Annotated in this window: 20 protein-coding genes and 2 tRNA genes; 12 read left to right on the top strand and 10 right to left on the bottom strand. The window is 69.6% G+C overall.

Annotated features, from left to right (window positions below):
* Positions 1-87 precede the first annotated feature (87 nt).
* Positions 88-216 carry a DLW-39 family protein gene (locus ACZ5NW_RS14140; RefSeq protein ID WP_003999697.1) on the top strand — a complete coding sequence of 43 codons (129 nt, stop codon included), beginning with the start codon at positions 88-90 and terminating at the stop codon, positions 214-216.
* The gene (locus ACZ5NW_RS14145; protein WP_468744077.1) at positions 213-1589 is read left to right on the top strand and encodes a hypothetical protein; all 1377 of its coding nucleotides are present in this window, start codon (positions 213-215) and stop codon (positions 1587-1589) included. The genes ACZ5NW_RS14140 and ACZ5NW_RS14145 overlap by 4 nt, the downstream gene beginning before the upstream one ends.
* Here the strand turns inward: ACZ5NW_RS14145 and ACZ5NW_RS14150 are convergent.
* Positions 1553-3046: a serine/threonine-protein kinase gene (locus ACZ5NW_RS14150; RefSeq protein ID WP_468744489.1), complete on the bottom strand. Its 1494-nt coding sequence runs from the start codon at positions 3044-3046 to the stop codon at positions 1553-1555. The genes ACZ5NW_RS14145 and ACZ5NW_RS14150 overlap by 37 nt on opposite strands.
* A 188-nt stretch (positions 3047-3234) precedes the next feature.
* Entirely contained in the window at positions 3235-3783 is a 549-nt protein-coding gene (locus tag ACZ5NW_RS14155) for a helix-turn-helix domain-containing protein (RefSeq protein ID WP_468744078.1), read from the bottom strand.
* 178 nt (positions 3784-3961) lie between these two features.
* On the opposite strand from ACZ5NW_RS14155, the gene ACZ5NW_RS14160 reads away from it, so the two are divergent.
* Positions 3962-4034: transfer RNA gene (locus ACZ5NW_RS14160), tRNA-Ala, on the top strand.
* Positions 4035-4114: 80 nt separating this feature from the next.
* Here ACZ5NW_RS14160 and ACZ5NW_RS14165 read toward each other — a convergent pair.
* Positions 4115-4810 carry a DUF5324 family protein gene (locus ACZ5NW_RS14165; protein WP_468744079.1) on the bottom strand — a complete coding sequence of 232 codons (696 nt, stop codon included), beginning with the start codon at positions 4808-4810 and terminating at the stop codon, positions 4115-4117.
* 304 nt (positions 4811-5114) lie between these two features.
* Here ACZ5NW_RS14165 and ACZ5NW_RS14170 point away from each other — a divergent pair, with 304 nt between their 5' ends.
* Both ACZ5NW_RS14170 and ACZ5NW_RS14175 read left to right on the top strand, forming a co-directional pair.
* Complete coding sequence (locus tag ACZ5NW_RS14170) at positions 5115-5642, top strand: peptidylprolyl isomerase (protein WP_468744080.1); 528 nt, start codon at positions 5115-5117, stop codon at positions 5640-5642.
* 121 nt (positions 5643-5763) lie between these two features.
* On the top strand, positions 5764-6654 hold the full coding sequence (locus ACZ5NW_RS14175) for a rhomboid family intramembrane serine protease (protein WP_468744081.1): 891 nt from the start codon (positions 5764-5766) through the stop codon (positions 6652-6654).
* 242 nt (positions 6655-6896) lie between these two features.
* On the opposite strand, the gene crgA is transcribed toward ACZ5NW_RS14175, so the two are convergent.
* Positions 6897-7151 carry a cell division protein CrgA gene (gene crgA / locus ACZ5NW_RS14180; protein ID WP_468744082.1) on the bottom strand — a complete coding sequence of 85 codons (255 nt, stop codon included), beginning with the start codon at positions 7149-7151 and terminating at the stop codon, positions 6897-6899.
* 98 nt (positions 7152-7249) lie between these two features.
* On the opposite strand from crgA, the gene ACZ5NW_RS14185 reads away from it, so the two are divergent.
* Genes ACZ5NW_RS14185 through ACZ5NW_RS14210 form a run of 6 tightly spaced genes read left to right on the top strand, consistent with a single transcriptional unit; the run spans position 7250 to position 11397 of the window.
* Positions 7250-8038, top strand: coding sequence for a DUF881 domain-containing protein (locus ACZ5NW_RS14185; RefSeq protein WP_468744083.1), 789 nt, complete (start codon positions 7250-7252; stop codon positions 8036-8038).
* 32 nt (positions 8039-8070) lie between these two features.
* The gene (locus tag ACZ5NW_RS14190; RefSeq protein ID WP_468744084.1) at positions 8071-8754 is read left to right on the top strand and encodes a class E sortase; all 684 of its coding nucleotides are present in this window, start codon (positions 8071-8073) and stop codon (positions 8752-8754) included.
* A 53-nt stretch (positions 8755-8807) separates the two neighbouring features.
* Positions 8808-8969 carry a hypothetical protein gene (locus ACZ5NW_RS14195; RefSeq protein ID WP_390659762.1) on the top strand — a complete coding sequence of 54 codons (162 nt, stop codon included), beginning with the start codon at positions 8808-8810 and terminating at the stop codon, positions 8967-8969.
* Complete coding sequence (locus tag ACZ5NW_RS14200) at positions 8966-9604, top strand: aminodeoxychorismate/anthranilate synthase component II (RefSeq protein WP_468744085.1); 639 nt, start codon at positions 8966-8968, stop codon at positions 9602-9604. Before ACZ5NW_RS14195 ends, ACZ5NW_RS14200 begins: the two co-directional genes overlap by 4 nt.
* Positions 9601-10650 carry a class E sortase gene (locus ACZ5NW_RS14205; protein ID WP_468744086.1) on the top strand — a complete coding sequence of 350 codons (1050 nt, stop codon included), beginning with the start codon at positions 9601-9603 and terminating at the stop codon, positions 10648-10650. Before ACZ5NW_RS14200 ends, ACZ5NW_RS14205 begins: the two co-directional genes overlap by 4 nt.
* Before the next feature lie 12 nt (positions 10651-10662).
* Positions 10663-11397: a class E sortase gene (locus ACZ5NW_RS14210; protein ID WP_468744087.1), complete on the top strand. Its 735-nt coding sequence runs from the start codon at positions 10663-10665 to the stop codon at positions 11395-11397.
* A 95-nt stretch (positions 11398-11492) separates the two neighbouring features.
* On the opposite strand, the gene pknB is transcribed toward ACZ5NW_RS14210, so the two are convergent.
* From pknB to ACZ5NW_RS14240, 6 genes are all read right to left on the bottom strand, one after another.
* Entirely contained in the window at positions 11493-13448 is a 1956-nt protein-coding gene (pknB, locus tag ACZ5NW_RS14215) for a Stk1 family PASTA domain-containing Ser/Thr kinase (RefSeq protein ID WP_468744088.1), read from the bottom strand.
* A 169-nt stretch (positions 13449-13617) separates the two neighbouring features.
* On the bottom strand, positions 13618-15084 hold the full coding sequence (locus ACZ5NW_RS14220; RefSeq protein WP_468744089.1) for a peptidoglycan D,D-transpeptidase FtsI family protein: 1467 nt from the start codon (positions 15082-15084) through the stop codon (positions 13618-13620).
* Entirely contained in the window at positions 15081-16520 is a 1440-nt protein-coding gene (locus ACZ5NW_RS14225; RefSeq protein ID WP_468744090.1) for an FtsW/RodA/SpoVE family cell cycle protein, read from the bottom strand. Before ACZ5NW_RS14225 ends, ACZ5NW_RS14220 begins: the two co-directional genes overlap by 4 nt.
* Positions 16521-16547: 27 nt before the next feature.
* Positions 16548-18095, bottom strand: a complete 1548-nt coding sequence (locus ACZ5NW_RS14230; protein ID WP_468744091.1) for a Stp1/IreP family PP2C-type Ser/Thr phosphatase — start codon at positions 18093-18095, stop codon at positions 16548-16550.
* 92 nt (positions 18096-18187) lie between these two features.
* Positions 18188-18715, bottom strand: a complete 528-nt coding sequence (locus tag ACZ5NW_RS14235) for an FHA domain-containing protein FhaB/FipA (protein ID WP_468744092.1) — start codon at positions 18713-18715, stop codon at positions 18188-18190.
* Positions 18716-18725: 10 nt separating this feature from the next.
* A complete protein-coding gene (locus ACZ5NW_RS14240) occupies positions 18726-19592 on the bottom strand; it encodes an FhaA domain-containing protein (RefSeq protein ID WP_468744093.1) in 867 nt (288 codons plus the stop codon).
* Between the two features lie 386 nt (positions 19593-19978).
* On the opposite strand from ACZ5NW_RS14240, the gene ACZ5NW_RS14245 reads away from it, so the two are divergent.
* Positions 19979-20065, top strand: a tRNA-Leu gene (locus ACZ5NW_RS14245).
* Positions 20066-20212 lie beyond the last annotated feature (147 nt).

Genomic DNA, 20212 nt, shown 5'->3' on the forward strand with positions numbered 1-20212 from the left:
CCGACGCAGGTCACCGATCGATATCGGTCGGTGTGTATAGTCGGGCGCCAGAGAGGTCCCTACGTCAAGGAAAGACGAGGTCGCGCGGTGAAGAAGCTTCTCCTGGTCGCACTGGCCGCCATCGGCGGGCTCCTCGTGTACCGCCAGATCCAGGCGGATCGCGCCGAGCAGGATCTGTGGACGGAGGCGACCGACTCCGTGCCCACGGGTTCGTGAGCTCCCCCGACGCACTACGTACAGACCCCGGCCGCCCTTCGCGGCCGGGGTTTTGCACTGCCCCGGCCCGCGCGGCCGCGCTGCTGACCTGCGCCGCGCTGGTCACCGGCCTCGCCGCCCGGCCCGCATCGGCCGCCCCCGCCCCCTGGACCGCGGGCGCCTACGCCTTCGCCGCCGACGCCCGCACCGTCCCCGGAGCCACCGGCACCACCGGCGCCGCCCGCCTGGAACCCGGCACCACCTACCGCAGCTCCCTCACGGACGGCGCGAAGACCTACTACCGGCTGGAACTCGACGCCGACTCCAGCACCTATGTCTCCGTCACCGCCGTGCCCCGCTCCGGCGCCGACCTCGCGGTCACGGACGGCATCCGGGTCACCGTGCAGAACGCCGACGGACAGAGCTGCTCCCACGACACCGCGAGCATCGGCGCCGCGCGCAGCCCTCGGCCCGTCACGGCGTGGGGCGCGCGGGAGGTCGCCGAGAACAAGCGGCTGTGCCAGAAGGCCGGCACGTACTACGTCGTCGTGGAGCGGGCCGGCGGGGAACGGGCCGCCGGGCAGCCCTGGGAGCTGGAGCTGGCGCCCGTCACCGAGCCGCCGCCCGCCCAGGCCGAGGCCACCCGGGCGCCCAGCTCATGGGACTCGGCCACACCCGCGCCGCCCACCGGGGAGCCGGTGTCCCGGACCGGCGGGGCCGGATTCACCACGGCCACCCCCATCGGGCGGGGCGTCTGGAACGCCCGGATCGCCCCCGGGCAGACCCTCTACTACAAGGTGCCGGTCGACTGGGGCCAGCAGCCGCACGCCACCGTCGAACTCGGCAGCGCGGGCGAGGACTCCGGCTATCTGGCCGCCGCGCTGGAGCTGACCCTCTACAACCCGGTCCGCGCCGACGTCGTCAGCGCCCGCACCGGATACGGCGGCACCCAGAAGGCGGCCACGCTCGCACCGGTCCCGCCGGTCGCCTACGCCAACCGGTACGCCGTCTCCGACGCGGTGAGCGCGATGCGGTTCGCCGGGGCGTACTACCTCGTCGTCCATCTCGCCGCCGAGGTCGGCGAGCGCTTCGGCGACGGGCCGTACGGGATGACGCTGCGCGTCGGCGTCGACGGTACGGCGCAGGCGGGGCCGCACTACGCGGGGGAGTCCGCGCCCCGGGGCGTCTTCGAGGCGCGGGAGGAGGGCGTCAGTGCGCCGCCGGAGAGGAGCGCCGCGCCCAGGGAGGGCGGCGATCTCAGGATGCGGCTGCTCGCGGCCGGTGGTATCGGGACGGGCACCGCGCTGCTGGTGGTCCTCGGCGTCTGGACACTGACGGCCCGACGTCGGGCCGTCGCTCAGATGCGGGTCAATGCCCAGAAGCCGACCGCGTAGCAGATCAGCGACAGGAGCAGCAGCGGGACGGCCACCTTCGCGGGAGGTCCGGGCCGGCGACGGGCCCGGCTGCGACGGACGGGGGTGCTCCTCGCCGGCGGCGGGGCCTGCGCGGTGTATGAGGCGGTGGAGGTGTCGAGGCGCGGCTCGGGGGTGGCGAAAGTGGAGGGGGAGGGCTGGGCCAGGGACTGGGGCTGTGGCTGGGGCGGCGGGAGATGGAAGCTGCCGGTGTCCGACATCGACGGGGTCGGCGTGGGCGTCGGCGTGTGAGTGTCCGTCGGGGTGTGCGCGGGCATCGGCGTGGCCGTGGGCATGGGCCTCGGTGCGTGCGCCGGTGTCGGCCCATGCGCCGGATTCGGTCTGGGCGTCGGCGTGATGGCTGCCGCGCCCCAGCCGGACGGGACCGATGCCGTGCCCGCCTCCGAGGGGACGGAGCCGGTGCCGGGCCAGGTCGGCTGTGAGGACGTGCCGGGCCAGGTCGCCTGGGACGCCGTACCGGGGTCGTACGGCGACGGGCTCGGGGCCGATCGAGGCCGTGGAGGTACGCCGGCGCCGTCGCCCTCCGCGGCGGACGGTGTCGTCGGTCCCGTCGGTCCGAACCCCTTGGGCAGGGGCCCGAGTTGGTCGAAGATCTCGATGATCTCGTCGTCGGGACCGGGCTCGGGGAGGAGTTCCACGGCCGCCGCGAGCGCCTTGCGCGCACCGGTGGCGGTGCGGAAACGGGCCGTCGGATCCGGCTGGATGAGGGAGGCGACGACCTGCCACAGCGGTTCGGGTATGCCTTGGGGGGCGCGGGGCGTGCCGTGTTCGGCGAAGTACTGCACGATCGCCTTGGCGTCGGGTTTGGCGCCCTCCAGGAGATAGAGCGCGACCAGGCCGACCGCGAACAGGTCGGCGGGGAAGTCGGGTTCGGCGCCCATCATCTGCTCGGGCGCGAGATAGCCCGGGGTGCCGACGACGAGGTTGGTCTCGGTCAGCCGGGGTTCGCCGAGCCGCATGGCGATGCCGAAGTCGGACAGCCGCAGCCGGGGCCGGCCGGTGCCGGTGGCTTCGAGGAGGATGTTCGCCGGTTTGATGTCGCGGTGCACGACGCCTTCCCCGTGCACGGCGGCCAGCCCGGACAGCAGTTGGTCGAGCAGCGTGCAGACGAAGAGCGGCGGCAGCGGTCCGTAGTCGCCGACGAGACGGACGAGGGAGCCCCCGGCGACCAGATCCATGGTGAACAGGACCTTGTCGTCGTCGGCGGCCCAGCTGGCGGGGGCGAGAACATGCGGATGGTCGATGCGCAGGGCCTGCTCGCGGACGAAACGTAGCAGGGAATGGGCGTCGCTCTGCTGAAGCACCTTGGCGGCGACATATCGATGGCGGCGGTGGTCCCAGGCCCGCCAGACTGCGCCGACGCCTCCGCGTCCGATCGGGTCGACGAGCTCGTACCGCCCGGCGAAGACCTCACCCATGACCGTCCGCCACTCCTCCCCCTCGCTGTCCCGGCCGCCCCAGGACGTGCCGCCCGGACGTGCCACCCCCGACTGCTACCCCGTGGATGAGTGATACGACCCCACTCGCGCGCCTTCGGTTCAGGGTTCCCCCGTCGGACGGCGACACCCCCTGCGCCGTCCGTGACCCTGCGTGGCCGCGCTGTTTCTCAGTTCTGGTGGGACTGGTAGTGCGCCACGGCGTCCGAGGTGCGGCCCGCGCCGTACACCCGGAGGAACTCCGCCAGTTCCGGGTGGGCCGGGGCGAGCGCTTCGGCGGCGTCGATGATGTCGCCGGCGGCGGCCACCGAGCGCAGCAGGGACTGGATCTCGCGGACCACGCGCTTGACCGTGGGCGCGCCCGAACTGCTGGTGGTCTGCGTGGTGTTGTTCAGTACGGAACCCCCCTGGGACCGCTTGATCTCCTCCATGCGCTCCGTCGCCTCGGCTGCGCTGACGCTGCCGTCGGCGACCTGGGCCGCCAACTCCTGAAGCAGCTGCACGCGCTGTACGACGGCCGGGTTGCCGATCTTCGCCCGCTGACCGCTCATCAGCTGGGACAGCATCGGTGCGGACAGTCCCAGTACCCCCGCGAGACGAGCCTGGTTGAGCCCCAGATCGTCGATGAGCTTACGGAAGAGCGCCCCCAACGGCTCCCCGTACCAGTTCCGCTGCAGTTCCCGCGCTCTCGCGGTCGCTTCCTGCTGTGCGGCGTCCATTGCGTCTCCCCATCGCTTCCCCAAAAAAACCACGGTTCGCTGTAGCGAACCACGCCGAGCATCTTACGGAGAGTGGTCGTTCGCGGGGACCCCCAATCTTTTTGCGAGAACCCGGGGGTGACCCGGTACTCTGGTCTGCGGCGCCCGGCGGAACACGGTTCCTCCGGCGTCTGTTTTCGGGGCCTTAGCTCAGTTGGTAGAGCGCTGTCTTTGCATGGCAGATGTCAGGGGTTCGACTCCCCTAGGCTCCACACCCCAAGAGCCCCCCTGATCTGCGGAAACGCAGGGCAGGGGGGCTCTTGTGTGTGGGTGTTTCACGTGAAACGGGGGGTCATTCCTCTCGCTTGCTCGTCTCCTCGTCCTCCTTCGCCTGGACCTCGGGGTCCAGGTCGGACTGCGGGACGCTGCCGTCCACCGACGTCAGGCCGCCCGAGGTGGGGACCTCTGTCGCGGCCGGTGGCTCGACCAGCCAGTCCGGGTTGGCCTGCTTGTCCCACCACTTCCACGCGGCGAACGCGCCTGCGGCGACCACGCCCACGACGGCCAGCACCTTCGCCGCCCTGCCGGCCTTCGCCCTGCGCTGGTGCTTGCGCATCAGCTTCTCGATCTCCCTGGGAGTCACCTGGCCGCGCAGCGCCGCCAGCGCGGCCACGCTGCGGGCGGTGGCCTCGTCCTTCATCGGTCCGGCCGCGGCGACGGCCTGCTCGATCTTCGGCCGCGAGTACTCGGCGGCCTGTCGAGCGGCCAGCCGGGCACGGATGGCCGCCTCGTGCGCGGCGTAGTCGACCTTCGGGGGTACATGTGCGAGAGCCTGGTCGATACGCGGCGCGACATGGGCGTCGTACTGGACGCGGGCCTGTTCGGCGGCCTGCGACACCTTGGGCGCGAGCCGTACGCGGGCCTCTTGCGCGTAGTGCGCGGCCCTCTCCTTGGCCGTGTCGGCGTAAGGCGCCACCACTTCCGCGGCGTGCAGCACGCTGTCCTTCGCCGAGCCGGTCGCGGCGCGCACGCTGTCGATGCGGGTCACGGGTTCCTCCTCCTCGGTGGCGTACGGTAATTCGACTTTCCACCCTTTTGCGGATCATGCCTGTCGCGGGGCCGCGCGGCATGTGGGGGCGGGCATACGGGTGCCCGGGGGGTGAATACGGGGCAAGTGGAGCTTGTCGTCGACAATGCCACGGATCGGCCGGGCCTGCTCCTGTCCTGGCCCATTCCGGCTGTTTTTTGCCCGCCCGGCGGACCGGATGGGTGCGGGAGGCGGCTGTCGGGCGACGTGGGCCGTGGGGCGTGCGAGGATCGGAGGGTCACAGGAAGACAACGGAAGGCACATCGTGGCTGAGCAGCTGTATGCCACCCTGAAGACCAACCACGGCGACATCGAGATCCGGCTCTTCCCGGACCACGCTCCCGAGACGGTCAAGAACTTCGTCGAGCTCGCCACGGGCGAGCGCGAGTGGATCAACCCCGAGACGGGCGAGAAGTCCACGGCCAGGCTCTACGACGGTACGGTCTTCCACCGGGTGATCAGCGGTTTCATGATCCAGGGCGGTGACCCGCTGGGCAACGGCACCGGCGGCCCCGGCTACCAGTTCAAGGACGAGTTCCACCCGGAACTGAAGTTCAACAAGCCGTACCTGCTGGCCATGGCCAACGCCGGCCCGGGCACCAATGGCTCCCAGTTCTTCATCACCGTCTCCCCGACGGCATGGCTGAACAACAAGCACACCATCTTCGGCGAGGTCACCGACGCGGCCAGCCAGAAGGTCGTGGACACGATCGCCGCCACGCCGACCAACCCGCGCACCGACCGTCCCGTGTCCGACGTGGTCATCGAGTCGGTCGTCGTCGAGAAGCGCTGACGCGCGGCCAGCGAAGCGAAGCGCTGACGCGCGCCCGGGGAAGCGCCGGGAACCTATTGCCCCGCTCGTCCGTAAGGATGGGCGGGGCACTGCATTGCCCACAGGTGACTTAGGGGAGCTCATGGAACAGGCGCCAGGCAGCCGGCAGGACGCGCAAGGCAGCCTGCCCGGGTGCTACCGCCATCCCGATCGCGAGACCGGTGTGCGCTGCACCCGCTGTGAGCGGCCGATCTGTCCCGAGTGCATGGTCAGCGCGTCGGTGGGTTTCCAGTGCCCGGAGTGCGTGCGGGCCGGTTCGGGCACCGGGCACGCTCCGGCCGCCAACCGGCCCCGCACGATCGCCGGGGGCACGGTCGCGAGCGACCCCCACCTGGTGACCAAGATCCTCATCGGGCTCTGTGTGGCCGCGTTCGTGGCCCAGCAGGCCATCGGCGACAGCTTCACCAGTGACTTCGAGATGCTCGGCAGGGCCTCCAGCACCGGCCTGCCGCCCTACGACGGCGTGGCCGAGGGCGAGTGGTACCGGCTGCTGACCTCGATGTTCCTGCACGCCAGCTATATCCACATCCTGTCGAACATGCTCAGCCTGTGGTGGATCGGCGGCCCCCTCGAAGCGGCCCTCGGCCGGGCCCGCTATCTCTCGCTGTACCTGGTCTCCGGGCTCGCCGGCGGCGGGCTGACGTATCTGCTCGCGGAGCCCAACCAGGCGTCGCTCGGTGCCTCGGGTGCCATCTTCGGCCTGTTCGGCGCCCTCGTGGTGCTCGCGCGTCGCCAGCGCTACGACATGCGGCCGATCATCGCCCTGCTGGTGATCAACCTGGTCATCACCTTCGGCTGGAGCGGTATCGCCTGGCAGGCCCATATCGGCGGTCTCGTCGCGGGTCTGGTGATCGGGTACGGCATGGTGCACGCCCCCCGTAAGCATCGCGCGCTCATCCAGTACGGCACCTGTGCGCTGGTGCTCGCCGCGGTCGTCGTGGTCACCCTCCTGAGGACCGCCCAGCTCACCTGAGCGCTCTGTTGTCCACAGCGTGTGGCGGATCTTGTGCACAAGGTGCGGGAACAGCTGTGCCCCCTGTCACTGACCCGTGTTTCCGCAGGTCAGGCAGGGGGCAAACATGCTTTCGACAGCGGGTGTTCACCGGTAGTTCCGTCACACTGGCGTCAACCCCCGCTGGGTTATCCACAGATCGTCGTTCTTTTCCCCATGTGGAAAAAGCCTGTGGATAACTCAGTGGATAGCCTTGGGCAGGGCTACTTCCACTGGGTGGAGACACCGAAGCCGGCGGCGATGAAGCCGAAGCCGACCACGATGTTCCAGTTGTCCAGACTGTCGAGGGGCAGCGACCCGTCGGTCACGTAGAAGACGACGATCCAGGCCAGGCCGATCAGGAACATGGCCAGCATCACCGGGGCGACCCAGGCGCGGTTGTTCAGCTTGATCGTCGCCGCCTGCTTGGCCGGGGGCGGCGTGTAGTCGGCCTTCTTGCGAATACGTGACTTCGGCACGAGGGGTCACTCTCTCCTGCTGACAAGGGGACACTGAGCGCTCCCCCGGGCGTCCGTTAGCGTAGTGCTTCTACGGCGCCGAAGGAGATAAGGGTACGTTGAGCAATTCTGCCGACTCCCCCGGGACGGGATCAACGGGTTCCGTCCCCGTCCGCAGGCCGCGTTTCCGTCCGGTGCGGGTGCTCACGGCCGGGGTCTTCGCCCTGGCGGGGCTCATCTTCTTCACGAGCTTCAACACCGCCAAGGGCACCAATATCCGTACGGACACGTCCTTGCTGAAGCTTTCCGACCTGATTCAGGAACGCAGCCACAAGAACGGCGAACTGGACGAGTCCAACGCGGCCCTGCGCGACGACGTCGAGTCCCTCGCCGAGGCCGACGACGGCCGCACCCAGGCCGAGGACGCCCAGCTCGCCGCCCTGGAGAAGAACGCCGGCACCCAGCCGCTCAAGGGCGAGGCGATCACCGTCACGCTCAACGACGCCCCGCCGAACGCCACCGCCAAGCTCCCCGGCTACCCCGAGCCGCAGCCCGACTACCTGGTCATCCACCAGCAGGACCTCCAGGCCGTGGTGAACGCCCTCTGGCTGGGCGGGGCCAAGGGCATCAAGGTCATGGACCAGCGGCTGATCTCCACCAGCGCGGTCCGCTGTGTGGGCAACACCCTGATCCTCCAGGGCCGCGTCTACTCACCGCCGTACAAGATCCAGGCGATCGGCGACCCGGACAAGCTCACCAAGGCCCTCTCGGACTCCGCCGCGATCCAGAACTACATGGTCTATGTGAATGTCTACGGCCTCGGCTGGAAAGTCACCGAGGACGGCACGGTGACTCTGCCCGGCTACTCGGGCACAGTGGATCTGCACTACGCCAAGCCTGTGGAGTAGGTCCGCGAGCGACGCCGGGGGGACCTGTGTCGGTGCGTGTGGTCGTCAGGACCGTCAGCGAACTCTGCATCACCGTCGGCACCGTGATCGTGCTCTTCGTCGTCTATGTGCTCTTCTGGACCGGGGTGCGGGCCGACCACGTCATGGACGACCAGATCGACGACCTCCAGGACCGGTGGGCGCACCAGCCGTTACGCCCCGCGCCCGCGGCGGGCGCCACCGCCACCCCGCGGCCGGTGCCGTACCCCGCCGGCAAGCCCTTCGCCATCATGTACATCCCCCGCCTCGGTTCCACGTGGAACAAGCCCGTGCTGGAGGGCACGGCCGTGAGCACCCTGAAGAAGGGGCTCGGGCACTACGCCCGCACCGCCCCGCTCGGGCAGATCGGCAACTTCTCCGTCGCCGGGCACCGGCGGACGTACGGAGACCCCTTCAAGGACTTCCCGGAGCTGCGGCGCGGGGACGCGGTGGTCCTGACCGACGGCACGACCTGGTTCACGTATCGGATCGACAAAGGCCCCTACAAAACCGTTCCCACGGACGTTGAGGTGATCGACCCTGTCCCACGTACGTCCGGGTATACGCGCCCGGGCCGGTATCTCACCCTGACCACGTGCGATCCGGAGTGGGGGCACAGCCACCGGCTGATCGTCTGGGCCCACCTGGACTCCACGCAGCCTGTGGATGGCGGAAAGCCCGCGGCGCTGCGCCGTTAGTCTGGTGCCGGTACGGCGTGAGGCCGGTGCCGTGGTGCGACGGAAGGGACGGCATGTACGGCTGGATCTGGCGGCATCTGCCGGGAAACGCGTGGGTCAAGGCGCTGATCTCGATCGTGCTGGCCCTGGCCGTGGTCTACGTCCTCTTCCAGTACGTCTTCCCATGGGCCGAACCGCTGCTTCCCTTCAACGATGTGACGGTGGACAACCAGTGAGCGCGCGCATTCTCGTCGTCGACAACTACGACAGCTTCGTCTTCAACCTGGTCCAGTACCTCTACCAGCTGGGTGCCGAGTGCGAGGTCCTGCGCAACGACGAGGTGTCCACGGCGCACGCCCAGGACGGATTCGACGGTGTGCTCCTGTCGCCCGGACCGGGCACGCCCGAGGAGGCCGGGGTCTGCGTGGACATGGTCCGCCACTGCGCCGCCACCGGCGTCCCCGTCTTCGGCGTGTGCCTCGGCATGCAGTCCATGCAGGTGGCGTACGGCGGTGTCGTGGACCGCGCGCCCGAGCTGCTGCACGGCAAGACCTCGCTGGTCGAGCACGAGGGCCGGGGCGTCTTCGCCGGACTGCCCTCGCCCTTCACCGCGACCCGCTATCACTCGCTGGCCGCCGAGCCCGCGACCGTGCCGGCCGAGCTGGAGGTCACCGCGCGCACCCAGGACGGCATCATCATGGGCCTGCGCCACCGCGAACTCCCCGTCGAGGGCGTGCAGTTCCACCCCGAGTCGGTGCTCACCGAGCACGGGCACCGGATGCTGGCCAACTGGCTGACGGAGTGCGGGGACCAGGGCGCGGTGGCGAGGTCGGCGGGGCTCGCCCCGGTGGTGGGCAGGGCCACGGCGTGACCGCGCTGCGCCCGGAACGCGAGGACTCGTACGGCGTGCAGGCGTACGAGTCCTTCGGTGATGCCCCTGAGGCGCGGCCCACGATCGACGAAGAGACGATGGCCCTGCGCATCCCGGGCTACGACGGGGAGCCCCTACCGGCCTCTGCGGGCACAGGAGCCACATCGGCCACGGGAACCCCTACCGGCGGGCGTGCGGCCCGTAGGAAGGCCGCCAAGGGGCGTCGCGGCCGTCATGGCGGTACGGCGGCCCCGGCCGAGTCCGCGTCGGCCCCGGGGCAGGCGCCGGGAGTGACCTCGGCGTCGGCCTTGGGATCGGCCGGCGGCAGGCCGCTCTCCCGGGTCGAGGCCCGCCGGCAGGCGCGGGCCCGCAAGCCCGGACCGGCCGTCGTCGCCAGCCGGGCGATCGGCGAGCTGTTCATCACCACCGGCGTGCTGATGCTGCTGTTCGTCACCTACCAGCTGTGGTGGACCAACGTCCGGGCGCACGCGCAGGCGGACAAGGAGGCGAGCAGCCTCCAGGACGACTGGGCGAGCGGCAAGCGCAACCCCGGCACCTTCTCGCCCGGCCAGGGCTTCGCCATCCTGCACATCCCCAAGCTGGACGTGGTCGTGCCGATCGCGGAGGGCGTCAGCAACAAGAAGGTGCTCGACAAGGGCATGGTCGGGCACTACGGCTCGGGCGCGCTGACCACCGCGATGCCCGACGCGAAGACCGGCAACTTCGGCCTCGCGGGCCACCGCAACACCCATGGCGAGCCCTTCCGGTACATCAACCGGCTGGAGCAGGGCGACGACATCGTCGTGGAGACGCAGGACAAGTTCTTCGTGTACAAGATGACGTCCATGCTCCCGGTGACCTCGCCGAGCAATGTGAGTGTCCTCCAGCCGGTGCCCCCGCAGTCCGGTTTCACCGGGCCCGGGCGGTACATCACCCTCACGACGTGCACGCCGGAGTTCACCAGCAAGTACCGCTTGATCGTCTGGGGCAAGATGGTCGAGGAACGGCCGCGCAGCAAGGGCAAGCCGGACGCACTCGTGAGTTAGGGCTGAGGGAAAGTGGCAGCGACCGCAGAGGACACCGAAACGTCCCCGTCCGCGTCCCCGGGACGGCCTCGTCGTCCCGGCAGGATCGCGCTGGCCGTCAGCTTCTTCGGCGAACTGCTGATCACCGCCGGTCTGGTGCTCGGCCTGTTCGTCGTCTACTCGCTGTGGTGGACGAACGTCATCGCCGACCGGCACGCCGGCAAGCAGGCCGACAAGGTGCGCGACCACTGGGCCGAGGAGACCGGCCCCGGCGCCCTCGACACCCAGGACGGCATCGGCTTCCTGCACGTGCCCGCGATGAGGAACGGCGAGGTGCTGGTCGAGAAGGGCACCTCGACCAAGGTCCTCAACGAGGGCGTGGCCGGCTACTACACCGACCCGGTCAAGGCCGTCCTCCCCATGACGGGCAAGGAGGGCAACTTCTCCCTCGCCGCCCACCGCGACGGCCACGGCGCCAAGTTCCACAACATCGACAAGATCGACAAGGGCGACCCGATCGTCTTCGAGACCAAGGACAACTGGTACGTCTACAAGGTCTTCGCGATCCTCCCCGAGACCTCGAAGTACAACGTGAAGGTCCTCGGCCAGATCCCCAAGGAGGCGGGGAGGACGAAGGCCGGCCACTACATCACCCTGACGACCTGCACCCCCGTCTACACCAGCCGCTACCGCTACGTGGTCTGGGGCGAGCTGGTCCGCGTGGACAAGGTCGACAGCGAACGCACCCCGCCGAAGGAACTGCGCTAGCCGCCCCCCGTACGGCACCTGCGCCGCCCCCCCCGGTACGGCAAGAGCCCCGGCCCCCCGTGAAGGGGCCGGGGCTCTTCTCGTGTGCAGGCGGGTCAGCCGAAGATGCCGCCGCCGTTGTTGCCGCCGCCCTGGTCCGCGGCGAACAGGGTGACCGTGTCGCCCTTGTTGACCGTGCTGCCGGGCTGCGGGTTGGACGCGAAGACCACGGCGTTGTCGTCCTGCGAGCCCTGCACCTGGACCTGGAGACCCAGGTCCTGAAGGGTCTTGCGCACGTCCTTGAGGCGCTGGTTGCGGATCTCCGGGATCTGGACCTGCTGGTTGGCGGCCTTGCCGATCTGGATCTGGACCGTGGAGCCCTTGTCGACGCTGGAGCCGGCCTGCGGGTTGGTCCCGACGGCCTTGCCGACCTGGTTCGGGTCCTGGACGTCGACCTCGACGCAGTTGCCCTTCAGGTCGTTGTCCTCCATCTGGGCCACCGCGTCGTCACAGCCCTTGCCGGTGACGTCCGGGACCGTGGCCTTCTCCTCCGCCTTGGCGACGGTGAGGGTGATGGTGGAGCCCTTCTCGACCTGGTCGCCGAGCTTGCGGTCCTGCTCCAGGACCGTGCCGGCCTCCTCGGACGACTCCTCTTCCTTCTTCTCCACCTTGAACTGGTACTTGTCGCTCTCCAGCAGCGCCTTGGCCTCGTCGAACTGCTTGCCGAGGACACTGGGCACCTCGACCTTGGGCGCGCCCGTGGACAGGACCAGGTTGATGGTGGAGTTCTTGTCGACGCTGCTGCCGGCCTTCGGGTCCTGCGAGCAGACCTTGCCCTTCTCGGTGCTCTCGCAGGCCTTCGAGGTGAAGGCCACCTTGAGATCGGAGTTGGTGGCCATCTGCTGGGCCTGTGTCCTCGTCTGGTCGACGAAGTTCGGCACGTTCGTCTTGTCGTTGCTCACGCCGTCGCCGCTGACGACCCACTTGCCGATCAGGACCGCGCCGACGAGGACCAGTACCGCGGCCACGGCCAGCAGGATCGTGGAGGCGTTCGACTTCTTCTGACGGCGCCGGTCGGGGCGGTCGTCGTAGCCGTAGCCGCCGTCGTCCGGGTTCATCGGGGGCAGCATCGACGTGGCGCCGGCGTCCGTGGAGCGCAGGGCCGTCGTCGGCTGGTCGTCGGGGTAGCCGCCGTAGCCGACCGAGCCCATCGCCGCCGTCGCCGCCACCGGCTGGCCGTCGAGGCAGGCCTCGATGTCGGCGCGCATCTCGTCGGCGGACTGGTAGCGGTAGTTCGGGTCCTTGACCAGCGCGCGCAGGACGATCGCGTCCATCTCGGGCGTGATCTCGGGGTCGAAGACGCTCGGCGGCTGCGGCTCCTCCCGTACGTGCTGATAGGCGACCGCGACCGGGGAGTCGCCCACGAAGGGCGGCCGCACGGTCAGCAGCTCGTAGAGCAGGCAGCCCGTGGAGTACAGGTCGGAGCGGGCGTCCACCTGCTCGCCCTTCGCCTGCTCCGGCGAGAGGTACTGGGCGGTGCCGATGACCGCGGAGGTCTGCGTCATCGTCATGCCGGAGTCGCCCATGGCGCGGGCGATGCCGAAGTCCATCACCTTGACCTGGCCGTTGCGCGTGAGCATGACGTTGGCCGGCTTGATGTCGCGGTGGACGATGCCGCTGCGGTGCGAGTACTCCAGGGCCTGGAGGATGCCGATGGTCATCTCCAGGGAGCGCTCCGGCAGCAGCTTGCGGCCGCTGTGCAGCAGCTCACGGAGCGTGGAGCCGTCGACGTACTCCATGACGATGTACGGGATCGAGACCCCGTCGATGTAGTCCTCGCCCGTGTCGTAGACCGCGACGATCGCGGGGTGGTTGAGCGAGGCGGCCGACTGGGCCTCCCGGCGGAACCGGGCCTGGAAGGAAGGGTCGCGCGCGAGGTCCGCGCGCAGCGTCTTCACCGCCACGGTGCGGCCAAGGCGGGTGTCATGCGCGAGATAGACCTCCGCCATGCCACCGCGGCCGAGCACCTGGCCCAGCTCGTACCGGCCGCCGAGGCGACGCGGCTCTTCCATAGCTACCTACCAGCCCTCTCCGTCGGTCCCGATCTCACCCTTGTGGGTTCGTCGGTATGCCGTCCGGGCATACCGTACCCGGCTCGCTTTCCGTGACCTGGCCAAGCCCGTCACCCGATACAGGACCGGTATCGCAACGTGCACGTATGTGCAGGCGGTGTGGGCAGGCTCACGTCTTGTTGCCGATGACCGCCTTCATCACAGCCTTGGCGATCGGGGCCGCCAGACCGCCACCGGTGATGTCACCGCGGTCGGCGGCGCCGTCCTCGACGACCACCGCGACGGCGACCGGCGAGCTGCCGTCCTTCAGCTTGGCGTAGGAGATGAACCAGGCGTACGGCTTCTCGCTGTTGTTCTTGCCGTGCTGCGCGGTACCGGTCTTGCCGCCGACGACGACCCCGTCGATCTGGGCCCTGGTGCCGGTGCCGGTCTTCACGACCGTCTCCATCATCTCCTGGAGCTTCTGCGCGGTCTCCGACGAGACGGCCTGCGAGTACTCCTTGGGCTCGTTCGTCTCGATCACGTCGAGGTTGGAGGCGCGCAGCTGGTCGACCATGTACGGCCGCATCAGGGTGCCGTCGTTGGCGACGGCGGAGGCGACCATGGCCATCTGGAGCGGGGTGGCGGCCGTGGAGCCCTGGCCGATGCCGTCGAGGATGTTCTGCGGCTTGTTGTCCTCGGGGTAGACGCTCTGCGCGGCGCGGACCGGGGTGTCCAGCTCCTTGTTGTTGAAGCCGAACTTCTCCGCCTGCTCGATCATCTTCTCGTTGCCGACGTCGTCGGCCATCTTGCCGAAGACGGTGTTGCAGGAGATCTCCAGCGCGTGGCGCAGGTTGGCGTTCTTGCAGTCGCCGTGCTCGTTGGTGAGCTTGGTGGTGGACTGCGGCAGCGGCAGCGGGTCCGGGGCGTCGGTGGGGTCGTCGATGCTGGTCTCCACGCCGTTCTCCAGCGCGGCGGCCGCGGTGACGACCTTGAAGGTGGAGCCCGGCGGGTAGGTCTCGCGCAGGGCGCGGTTCAGCATCGGGTCGTCGGGGTTGTTCTTCTTCTGGACGGCGTTCCAGGCCTTCTCGTCGTCGCCGGAGTAGCCGGCGAACTTCGAGGGGTCGTAGGACGGCGTCGACACCAGGGCGAGGATCTTGCCGGTGGTCGGGTCGATCGCGGCGACCGCGCCCTTCTTGTCGCCCAGGCCGTCGTAGGCGGCCTTCTGCGCGGCGGCGTTGAGGGTGGTGACGACGCTGCCGCCCTCCTTCTGCTTGCCCGTGATCATGTCGAGGGTGTTGCGGAAGAACAGCCGGTCGTCGTTGCCGGTGAGGATGCCGTCCTCGAGCTTCTCCAGCTGGTTCGCGCCGAAGGCCTGCGAGGAGTACCCGGTGACCGGCGCCCACATGGCGCCGTCCTTCCAGGTGCGCTTGTACTTGAAGTCGCCGCTGGTCATCTCGGTGGAGCCGGTGATGGCCTTGCCGCCGACGATGATGTCGCCGCGCGGGGTCGCGTAGCGGGCGATGTTGACGCGGCGGTTGCTGGTGTCGGTGGCGAGCTCGTCGGCCTTGACGTACTGGAGCCAGTTGTCGCGCAGCAGCAGGGTGAGGATCAGCAGCCCGCAGAAGATCGCGATCCGGCGCAGGGGCTTGTTCATGACGGTCGGACCACCTGGGTCATCTCGGCGTCGGGGTTCGTGGCGGGGGCGGGTGCCGGGCGGCGCGCGGTGTCGCTGATACGGATCAGGATGCCGATCAGGGCCCAGTTGGCGATGACGGAGGAACCGCCGTACGCGAGGAAGGGCATCGTCATACCGGTGAGCGGGATGAGACCCATCACACCGCCGGCGACGACGAACACCTGGAGCGCGAACGCGCCGGACAGGCCGATGGCGAGCAGCTTGCCGAAGGGGTCGCGGGCGGCGAGGGCGGTGCGCACACCGCGCTCCACGATCAGCCCGTACAGCAGCAGCAGCGCCATCAGGCCGGCCAGGCCGATCTCCTCGCCGAAGGTGGCGAGGATGAAGTCGGAGTTCGCGGCGAACTTGATCAGTTCGGAGTGGCCCTGGCCCCAGCCGGTGCCGAGGGTGCCGCCGGAGCCGAACGCCCACAGCGCCTGCATGGCCTGCTCGGAGTGGCCGCCGACGCCCTGCTGGCTCAGCGTGTACTCGCGCATCGGGTCCAGCCAGGCGTCGACGCGCTGCTGGACGTGCGACTCGAAGCTCGCCACGCCGACCGCGCCGGCCGAGGACATCAGCAGACCGAAGACGATCCAGCTGGTCCGCTCGGTGGCGACGTACAGCATGATGACGAACATTCCGAAGAACAGCAGCGAGGTGCCGAGGTCCGTCTCGAAGACCAGGATGAGGATCGAGATGAACCAGACGACCAGGATCGGTCCGAGGTCGCGGCCGCGCGGCAGGTACAGGCCCATGAAACGGCGGCTGGCCAGGGCCAGCGCGTCGCGCTTGACCATCAGGTAGCCGGAGAAGAAGACCGCCAGCACGATCTTGGCGAACTCACCGGGCTGGATGGAGAAGCCGGCGACGGAGATCCAGATCTTGGCGCCGTAGATGTTCTGGCCGAGGCCGGGCACGAGCGGGAGCAGCAGCAGGAACAGCGCGCCGAGCATGGAGATGTAGGTGTAGCGCTGCAGGACGCGGTGGTCCTTGAGGAAGATCAGCACCACGATGAACAGGGCGATGCCCATCGCCGTGTACATCAGCTGCCGGGGCGCGGCGGTGCCGGCCTGCTCGATGCGGCGCAGCAGCTTGGACTGGTCCAGCCGCCAGATGGCGACCAGGCCCAGGCCGTTGAGCAGCGTGGCCAGCGGCAGCAGCAGCGGGTCCGCGTACGGCGCGAACTTGCGTACGACGAGATGGGCGACGCCGGCCAGCAGACCGAGGCCGAGACCGTAGCTCAGCAGGCCGGACGGCACCTGCTCGTTGATGGCGAGGCCCACGTTGGCGTAGGCGAAGACCGGGATGAGGACGGCGAACACCAGGAGCGCGAGCTCCGTGTTGCGCCGGCTCGGCGTGCCGATCGAGCCGATCGTGGACGTGTGATGCGTCGGCGGGTTCGTAGTGCTGCTCATCGTGTGACGGGGCCTCTCAGCGGCTCGCTACTGCTTGCCGCACTGCGAGACGACCTCTTTCTCTTCCTCCGACAGGGTGGGGCCGGGGCTGGGAGTGGCGGTCGCGGTCGGGGACGGGGACGCGGACGAGGACGGGGACGACGGGGGCTTGGAACCCGAGGGCTTCGGGCTCGGTGATGCCTTGGACGTGGGCGGTGCGGCAGTGGTTCCCGTGTCCTGCTTCTTGCAGGCGGACGCCAGCACGGCCAGCTCGTCGATCTTCTTCTGCGCGGCGGAGAGGTTGCCCTCGGCGATCGTGGCCTGCACCAGCTTCTGCTGGTAGGACGGCAGGTACTTGAGTTCGATCTCGGGGTGGTCCTTCTCCACCTTCGACAGCGACACCCACGCCAGGTCCTGGCTGATGCCGCGGTACAGGGCGACGTGCTCGCCCTTGGTGCCCACGTAGTACTGGGTCTGGGTCCAGCGCCAGCCGCCGTAGAGCCCGCCGCCGACGACGGCGAGCGCGAGGGCGATGTAGAAGGATCTCTTCACCCACTTGCGGCCCTGGCGCGGCTTGACGAAGTCCTCGTCCGTGTAGTCCAGGGAGCCCGCGAGACCGCCGGTGGGGATGAAACCGGTGATGTCGCCGGAGCCGGGCGGGCCGAACTCGCCGCCGCCTCCCGTGTGCCGGTGGCGGCCGAGGCTCGCGGCGCGGCCGGCCGGGGTCTGCATGATGCCGTTGTCGTGCAGCTGGAGCTGGTTCTCGGCGACCGCGCCCACCACGACGGGGGTGTCGGACAGCTGCCCGGCGAGGGTGTCGCCGGTGTCGAGGTCGAGGACGTCGGCGACGATGACGGTGATGTTGTCGGGGCCGCCGCCGCGCAGCGCGAGCTGGATGAGCTCCTGGACGGTCTCCTGCGGGCCCTGGTAGCTGGCGAGGGTGTCCTCGAGGGTCTGGTGCGAGACCACGCCGGACAGGCCGTCGGAGCAGATCAGATAGCGGTCGCCGGCCCGGACCTCACGGATCGACAGGTCCGGTTCGACATGGTCGCCGCTGCCCAACGCCCGCATCAGCAGGGAGCGTTGGGGGTGGGTGGTGGCCTCTTCCTCGGTGATGCGGCCCTCGTCGACCAGGCGCTGCACCCAGGTGTGGTCCTGGGTGATCTGGGTGAGGACGCCGTCGCGCAGCAGATAGGCGCGGGAGTCGCCGACGTGCACCAGGCCGAGCCGCTGGCCCGTCCACAGCAGCGCGGTCAGCGTGGTCCCCATGCCTTCCAGCTGGGGGTCCTCCTCGACGAGGGAGCGCAGCTGGTCGTTGGCGCGCTGCACGGCCGTGGCGAGCGAGGTGAGGACGTCGGAGCCCGGGATGTCCTCGTCGAGCGCGACGATGGTGGAGATGGCTTCGGAGGAGGCGACCTCACCGGCGGCGGCGCCGCCCATGCCGTCGGCGATGGCGAGCAGGCGCGGACCGGCGTAACCGGAGTCCTCGTTGCCTTCCCGGATCATGCCTTTGTGCGATCCGGCGGCGAAGCGCAGTGACAGACTCATGCCCACCTCGCCCGTCGGCTCCGGGTACAGCCGGTCGTGTCGCGCCACACTGCCCACCCTCCGGTCGGGAGCGCGCCGGGGCCCGGGGTGCCGGCCGCCGCCGCGTGCTCGCTCCGCTCGCGCTCATTCATGATGCAGCACTACTTCCGCAGCTCGATGACGGTCTTGCCGATGCGGATCGGCGCGCCCAGCGGAATCGGTGTGGGGGTCGTCAGCCGCGTTCGGTCGAGGTACGTGCCGTTGGTGGAGCCCAGGTCCTCGACGATCCAGTTGCCGTCGCGGTCCGGGTAGATCCTGGCATGGCGGCTGGAGGCGTAGTCGTCGTCCAGCACGATCGTGCTGTCGTGCGCCCGGCCCAGGGAGATGGTCTGGCCCTGGAGCGCGACGGTGGTGCCGGTGAGGGTGCCCTCGGTCACGACGAGCTTGGAGGGGGCGTTGCGGCGCTGGCGGCCACCGCCGGACGGCCGGTTCTGCTGCTGGCGCTGCTGCGGGGGCGCCTGGCGCGGGGCCGCCTGCTGGGCCGCCCGGCCGGCTTCCCGGCGCGAGCCGCGCTGGGTGACGCGCGTACCGAACAGGTCGCTGCGGATGACCTGCACGGCCACGATCACGAACAGCCACAGTACGGCCAGGAAACCCAGCCGCATGACCGTGAGGGTCAGCTCTGACATTGCCCCCGCTTCACCCTTCGGCTTGCCGGTAAATGATGGTGGTGCTGCCCACGACGATCCGCGAGCCGTCGCGGAGCGTAGCGCGGGTGGTGTGCTGCCCGTCCACCACGATGCCGTTGGTGGAGCCGAGATCCTGGATCGTCGAGGGCGAACCGGTCCGGATCTCGCAGTGCCGGCGGGAGACGCCGGGGTCGTCGATCCGCACGTCGGCGTCGGTGCTGCGACCCAGTACGAGCGTCGGGCGGGAGATCTGGTGGCGGGTGCCGTTGATCTCGATCCAGTAGCGGGTGCGCGACCCGGGCTGCGGTGCGCCCGCGAGTCCGCCGCCGGCCGTGGCGGGGCGCTGGCCGCCCGCGGCGGGCGGATAGCCGTAGCCCCCGGGGCGGGCGCCGGGCGGCGGCGCGGCCGGCATGGGCGGGGGGGCGGGAACGGCGGACGGCGGGCCGTATCCCCCGGGGCGCTGGGCGCCGGCGGCGGGCATGCCCGCGGGGGCCTGGCTGCTGGACGAGGCGAGCGTACGGCTGCGCACCCGGTACAGGCCGGTGTCGAGGTCGTCCGCCTTCTCCAGGTGCACCTTGATCGGGCCCATGAAGGTGTAGCGCTGCTGCTTGGCGTAGTCGCGGACCATGCCGGCGAGCTCGTCGCCGAGCTGGCCGGAGTAGGGGCTCAAGCGCTCGTAGTCGGGCGCGCTGAGCTCCACGATGAAGTCATTGGGGACGACCGTGCGGTCGCGGTTCCAGATGGTCGCGTTGTTGTCGCACTCGCGCTGGAGCGCGCCGGCGATCTCCACGGGCTGGACCTCGGACTTGAAGACCTTGGCGAAGGTGCCGTTGACCAGACCCTCGAGACGCTGCTCGAACTTCTTCAGAACTCCCATGGGGCACCTCCTCCGTCGTAGCTGCTGTGCCGGGGCCCTGCCTGCTGGTACTGCTTACTGATCGTATCCACGCGGCGGTGAATCGGCCGGTTCCCCCTTCTCTAGCCGGTCGACGGATCCCGAGCGTCACTCCTGCCGTACTTCTGCCCAGGATCGTAGAGGCGGCTGCAGACCAGTGTCCCGCACCTGACTGTGGACCTGGTCCGGCTGCGGGGGAGAAGGGGCTACCGGTACGAGGTTGATACGCGAACCGGTCGGGCCTGAGACGTGGGAGCGGCCCGGGGGTGGCGGCAAAGGGATGTGAAGGCACCCCGTGCAGCGTGCTAATGTTCTGCATGTCGGAAGGCGCCGCACCGAGAGGCACGGAGCCGGAGGACACACCCAATGCGCGGGTGGCGGAATAGGCAGACGCGCTGGATTCAGGTTCCAGTGCCCGCAAGGGCGTGGGGGTTCAACTCCCCCCTCGCGCACCAGCTGGAAGCCCCGCAGGTCTCGGACCTGCGGGGCTTTCGCGTTCTCCGGGGTGCCGCCGGGGTGTGGGGAAAGTCTCAAGGGGCGGTGGCCGCGGGGCGCGTAACGACTTCGTCGATCTCGGCCGCTTTATGACATGGCATCAGCCT

This window comes from Streptomyces sp. NPDC032126 (assembly GCF_055580085.1).

Excerpts from the sequence above, each read along its gene's own strand:
- ACZ5NW_RS14240 (WP_468744093.1), bottom strand. The coding sequence starts at position 19,592 with ATGGGAGTTCTGAAGAAGTTCGAGCAGCGTCTCGAGGGTCTGGTCAAC.
- ACZ5NW_RS14155 (WP_468744078.1), bottom strand. The coding sequence starts at position 3,783 with ATGGACGCCGCACAGCAGGAAGCGACCGCGAGAGCGCGGGAACTGCAG.
- ACZ5NW_RS14225 (WP_468744090.1), bottom strand. The coding sequence starts at position 16,520 with ATGAGCAGCACTACGAACCCGCCGACGCATCACACGTCCACGATCGGC.
- ACZ5NW_RS14175 (WP_468744081.1), top strand. The coding sequence starts at position 5,764 with ATGGAACAGGCGCCAGGCAGCCGGCAGGACGCGCAAGGCAGCCTGCCC.
- ACZ5NW_RS14195 (WP_390659762.1), top strand. The coding sequence starts at position 8,808 with ATGTACGGCTGGATCTGGCGGCATCTGCCGGGAAACGCGTGGGTCAAG.
- pknB (WP_468744088.1), bottom strand. The coding sequence starts at position 13,448 with ATGGAAGAGCCGCGTCGCCTCGGCGGCCGGTACGAGCTGGGCCAGGTG.
- ACZ5NW_RS14235 (WP_468744092.1), bottom strand. The coding sequence starts at position 18,715 with ATGTCAGAGCTGACCCTCACGGTCATGCGGCTGGGTTTCCTGGCCGTA.
- ACZ5NW_RS14220 (WP_468744089.1), bottom strand. The coding sequence starts at position 15,084 with ATGAACAAGCCCCTGCGCCGGATCGCGATCTTCTGCGGGCTGCTGATC.
- ACZ5NW_RS14150 (WP_468744489.1), bottom strand. The coding sequence starts at position 3,046 with ATGGGTGAGGTCTTCGCCGGGCGGTACGAGCTCGTCGACCCGATCGGA.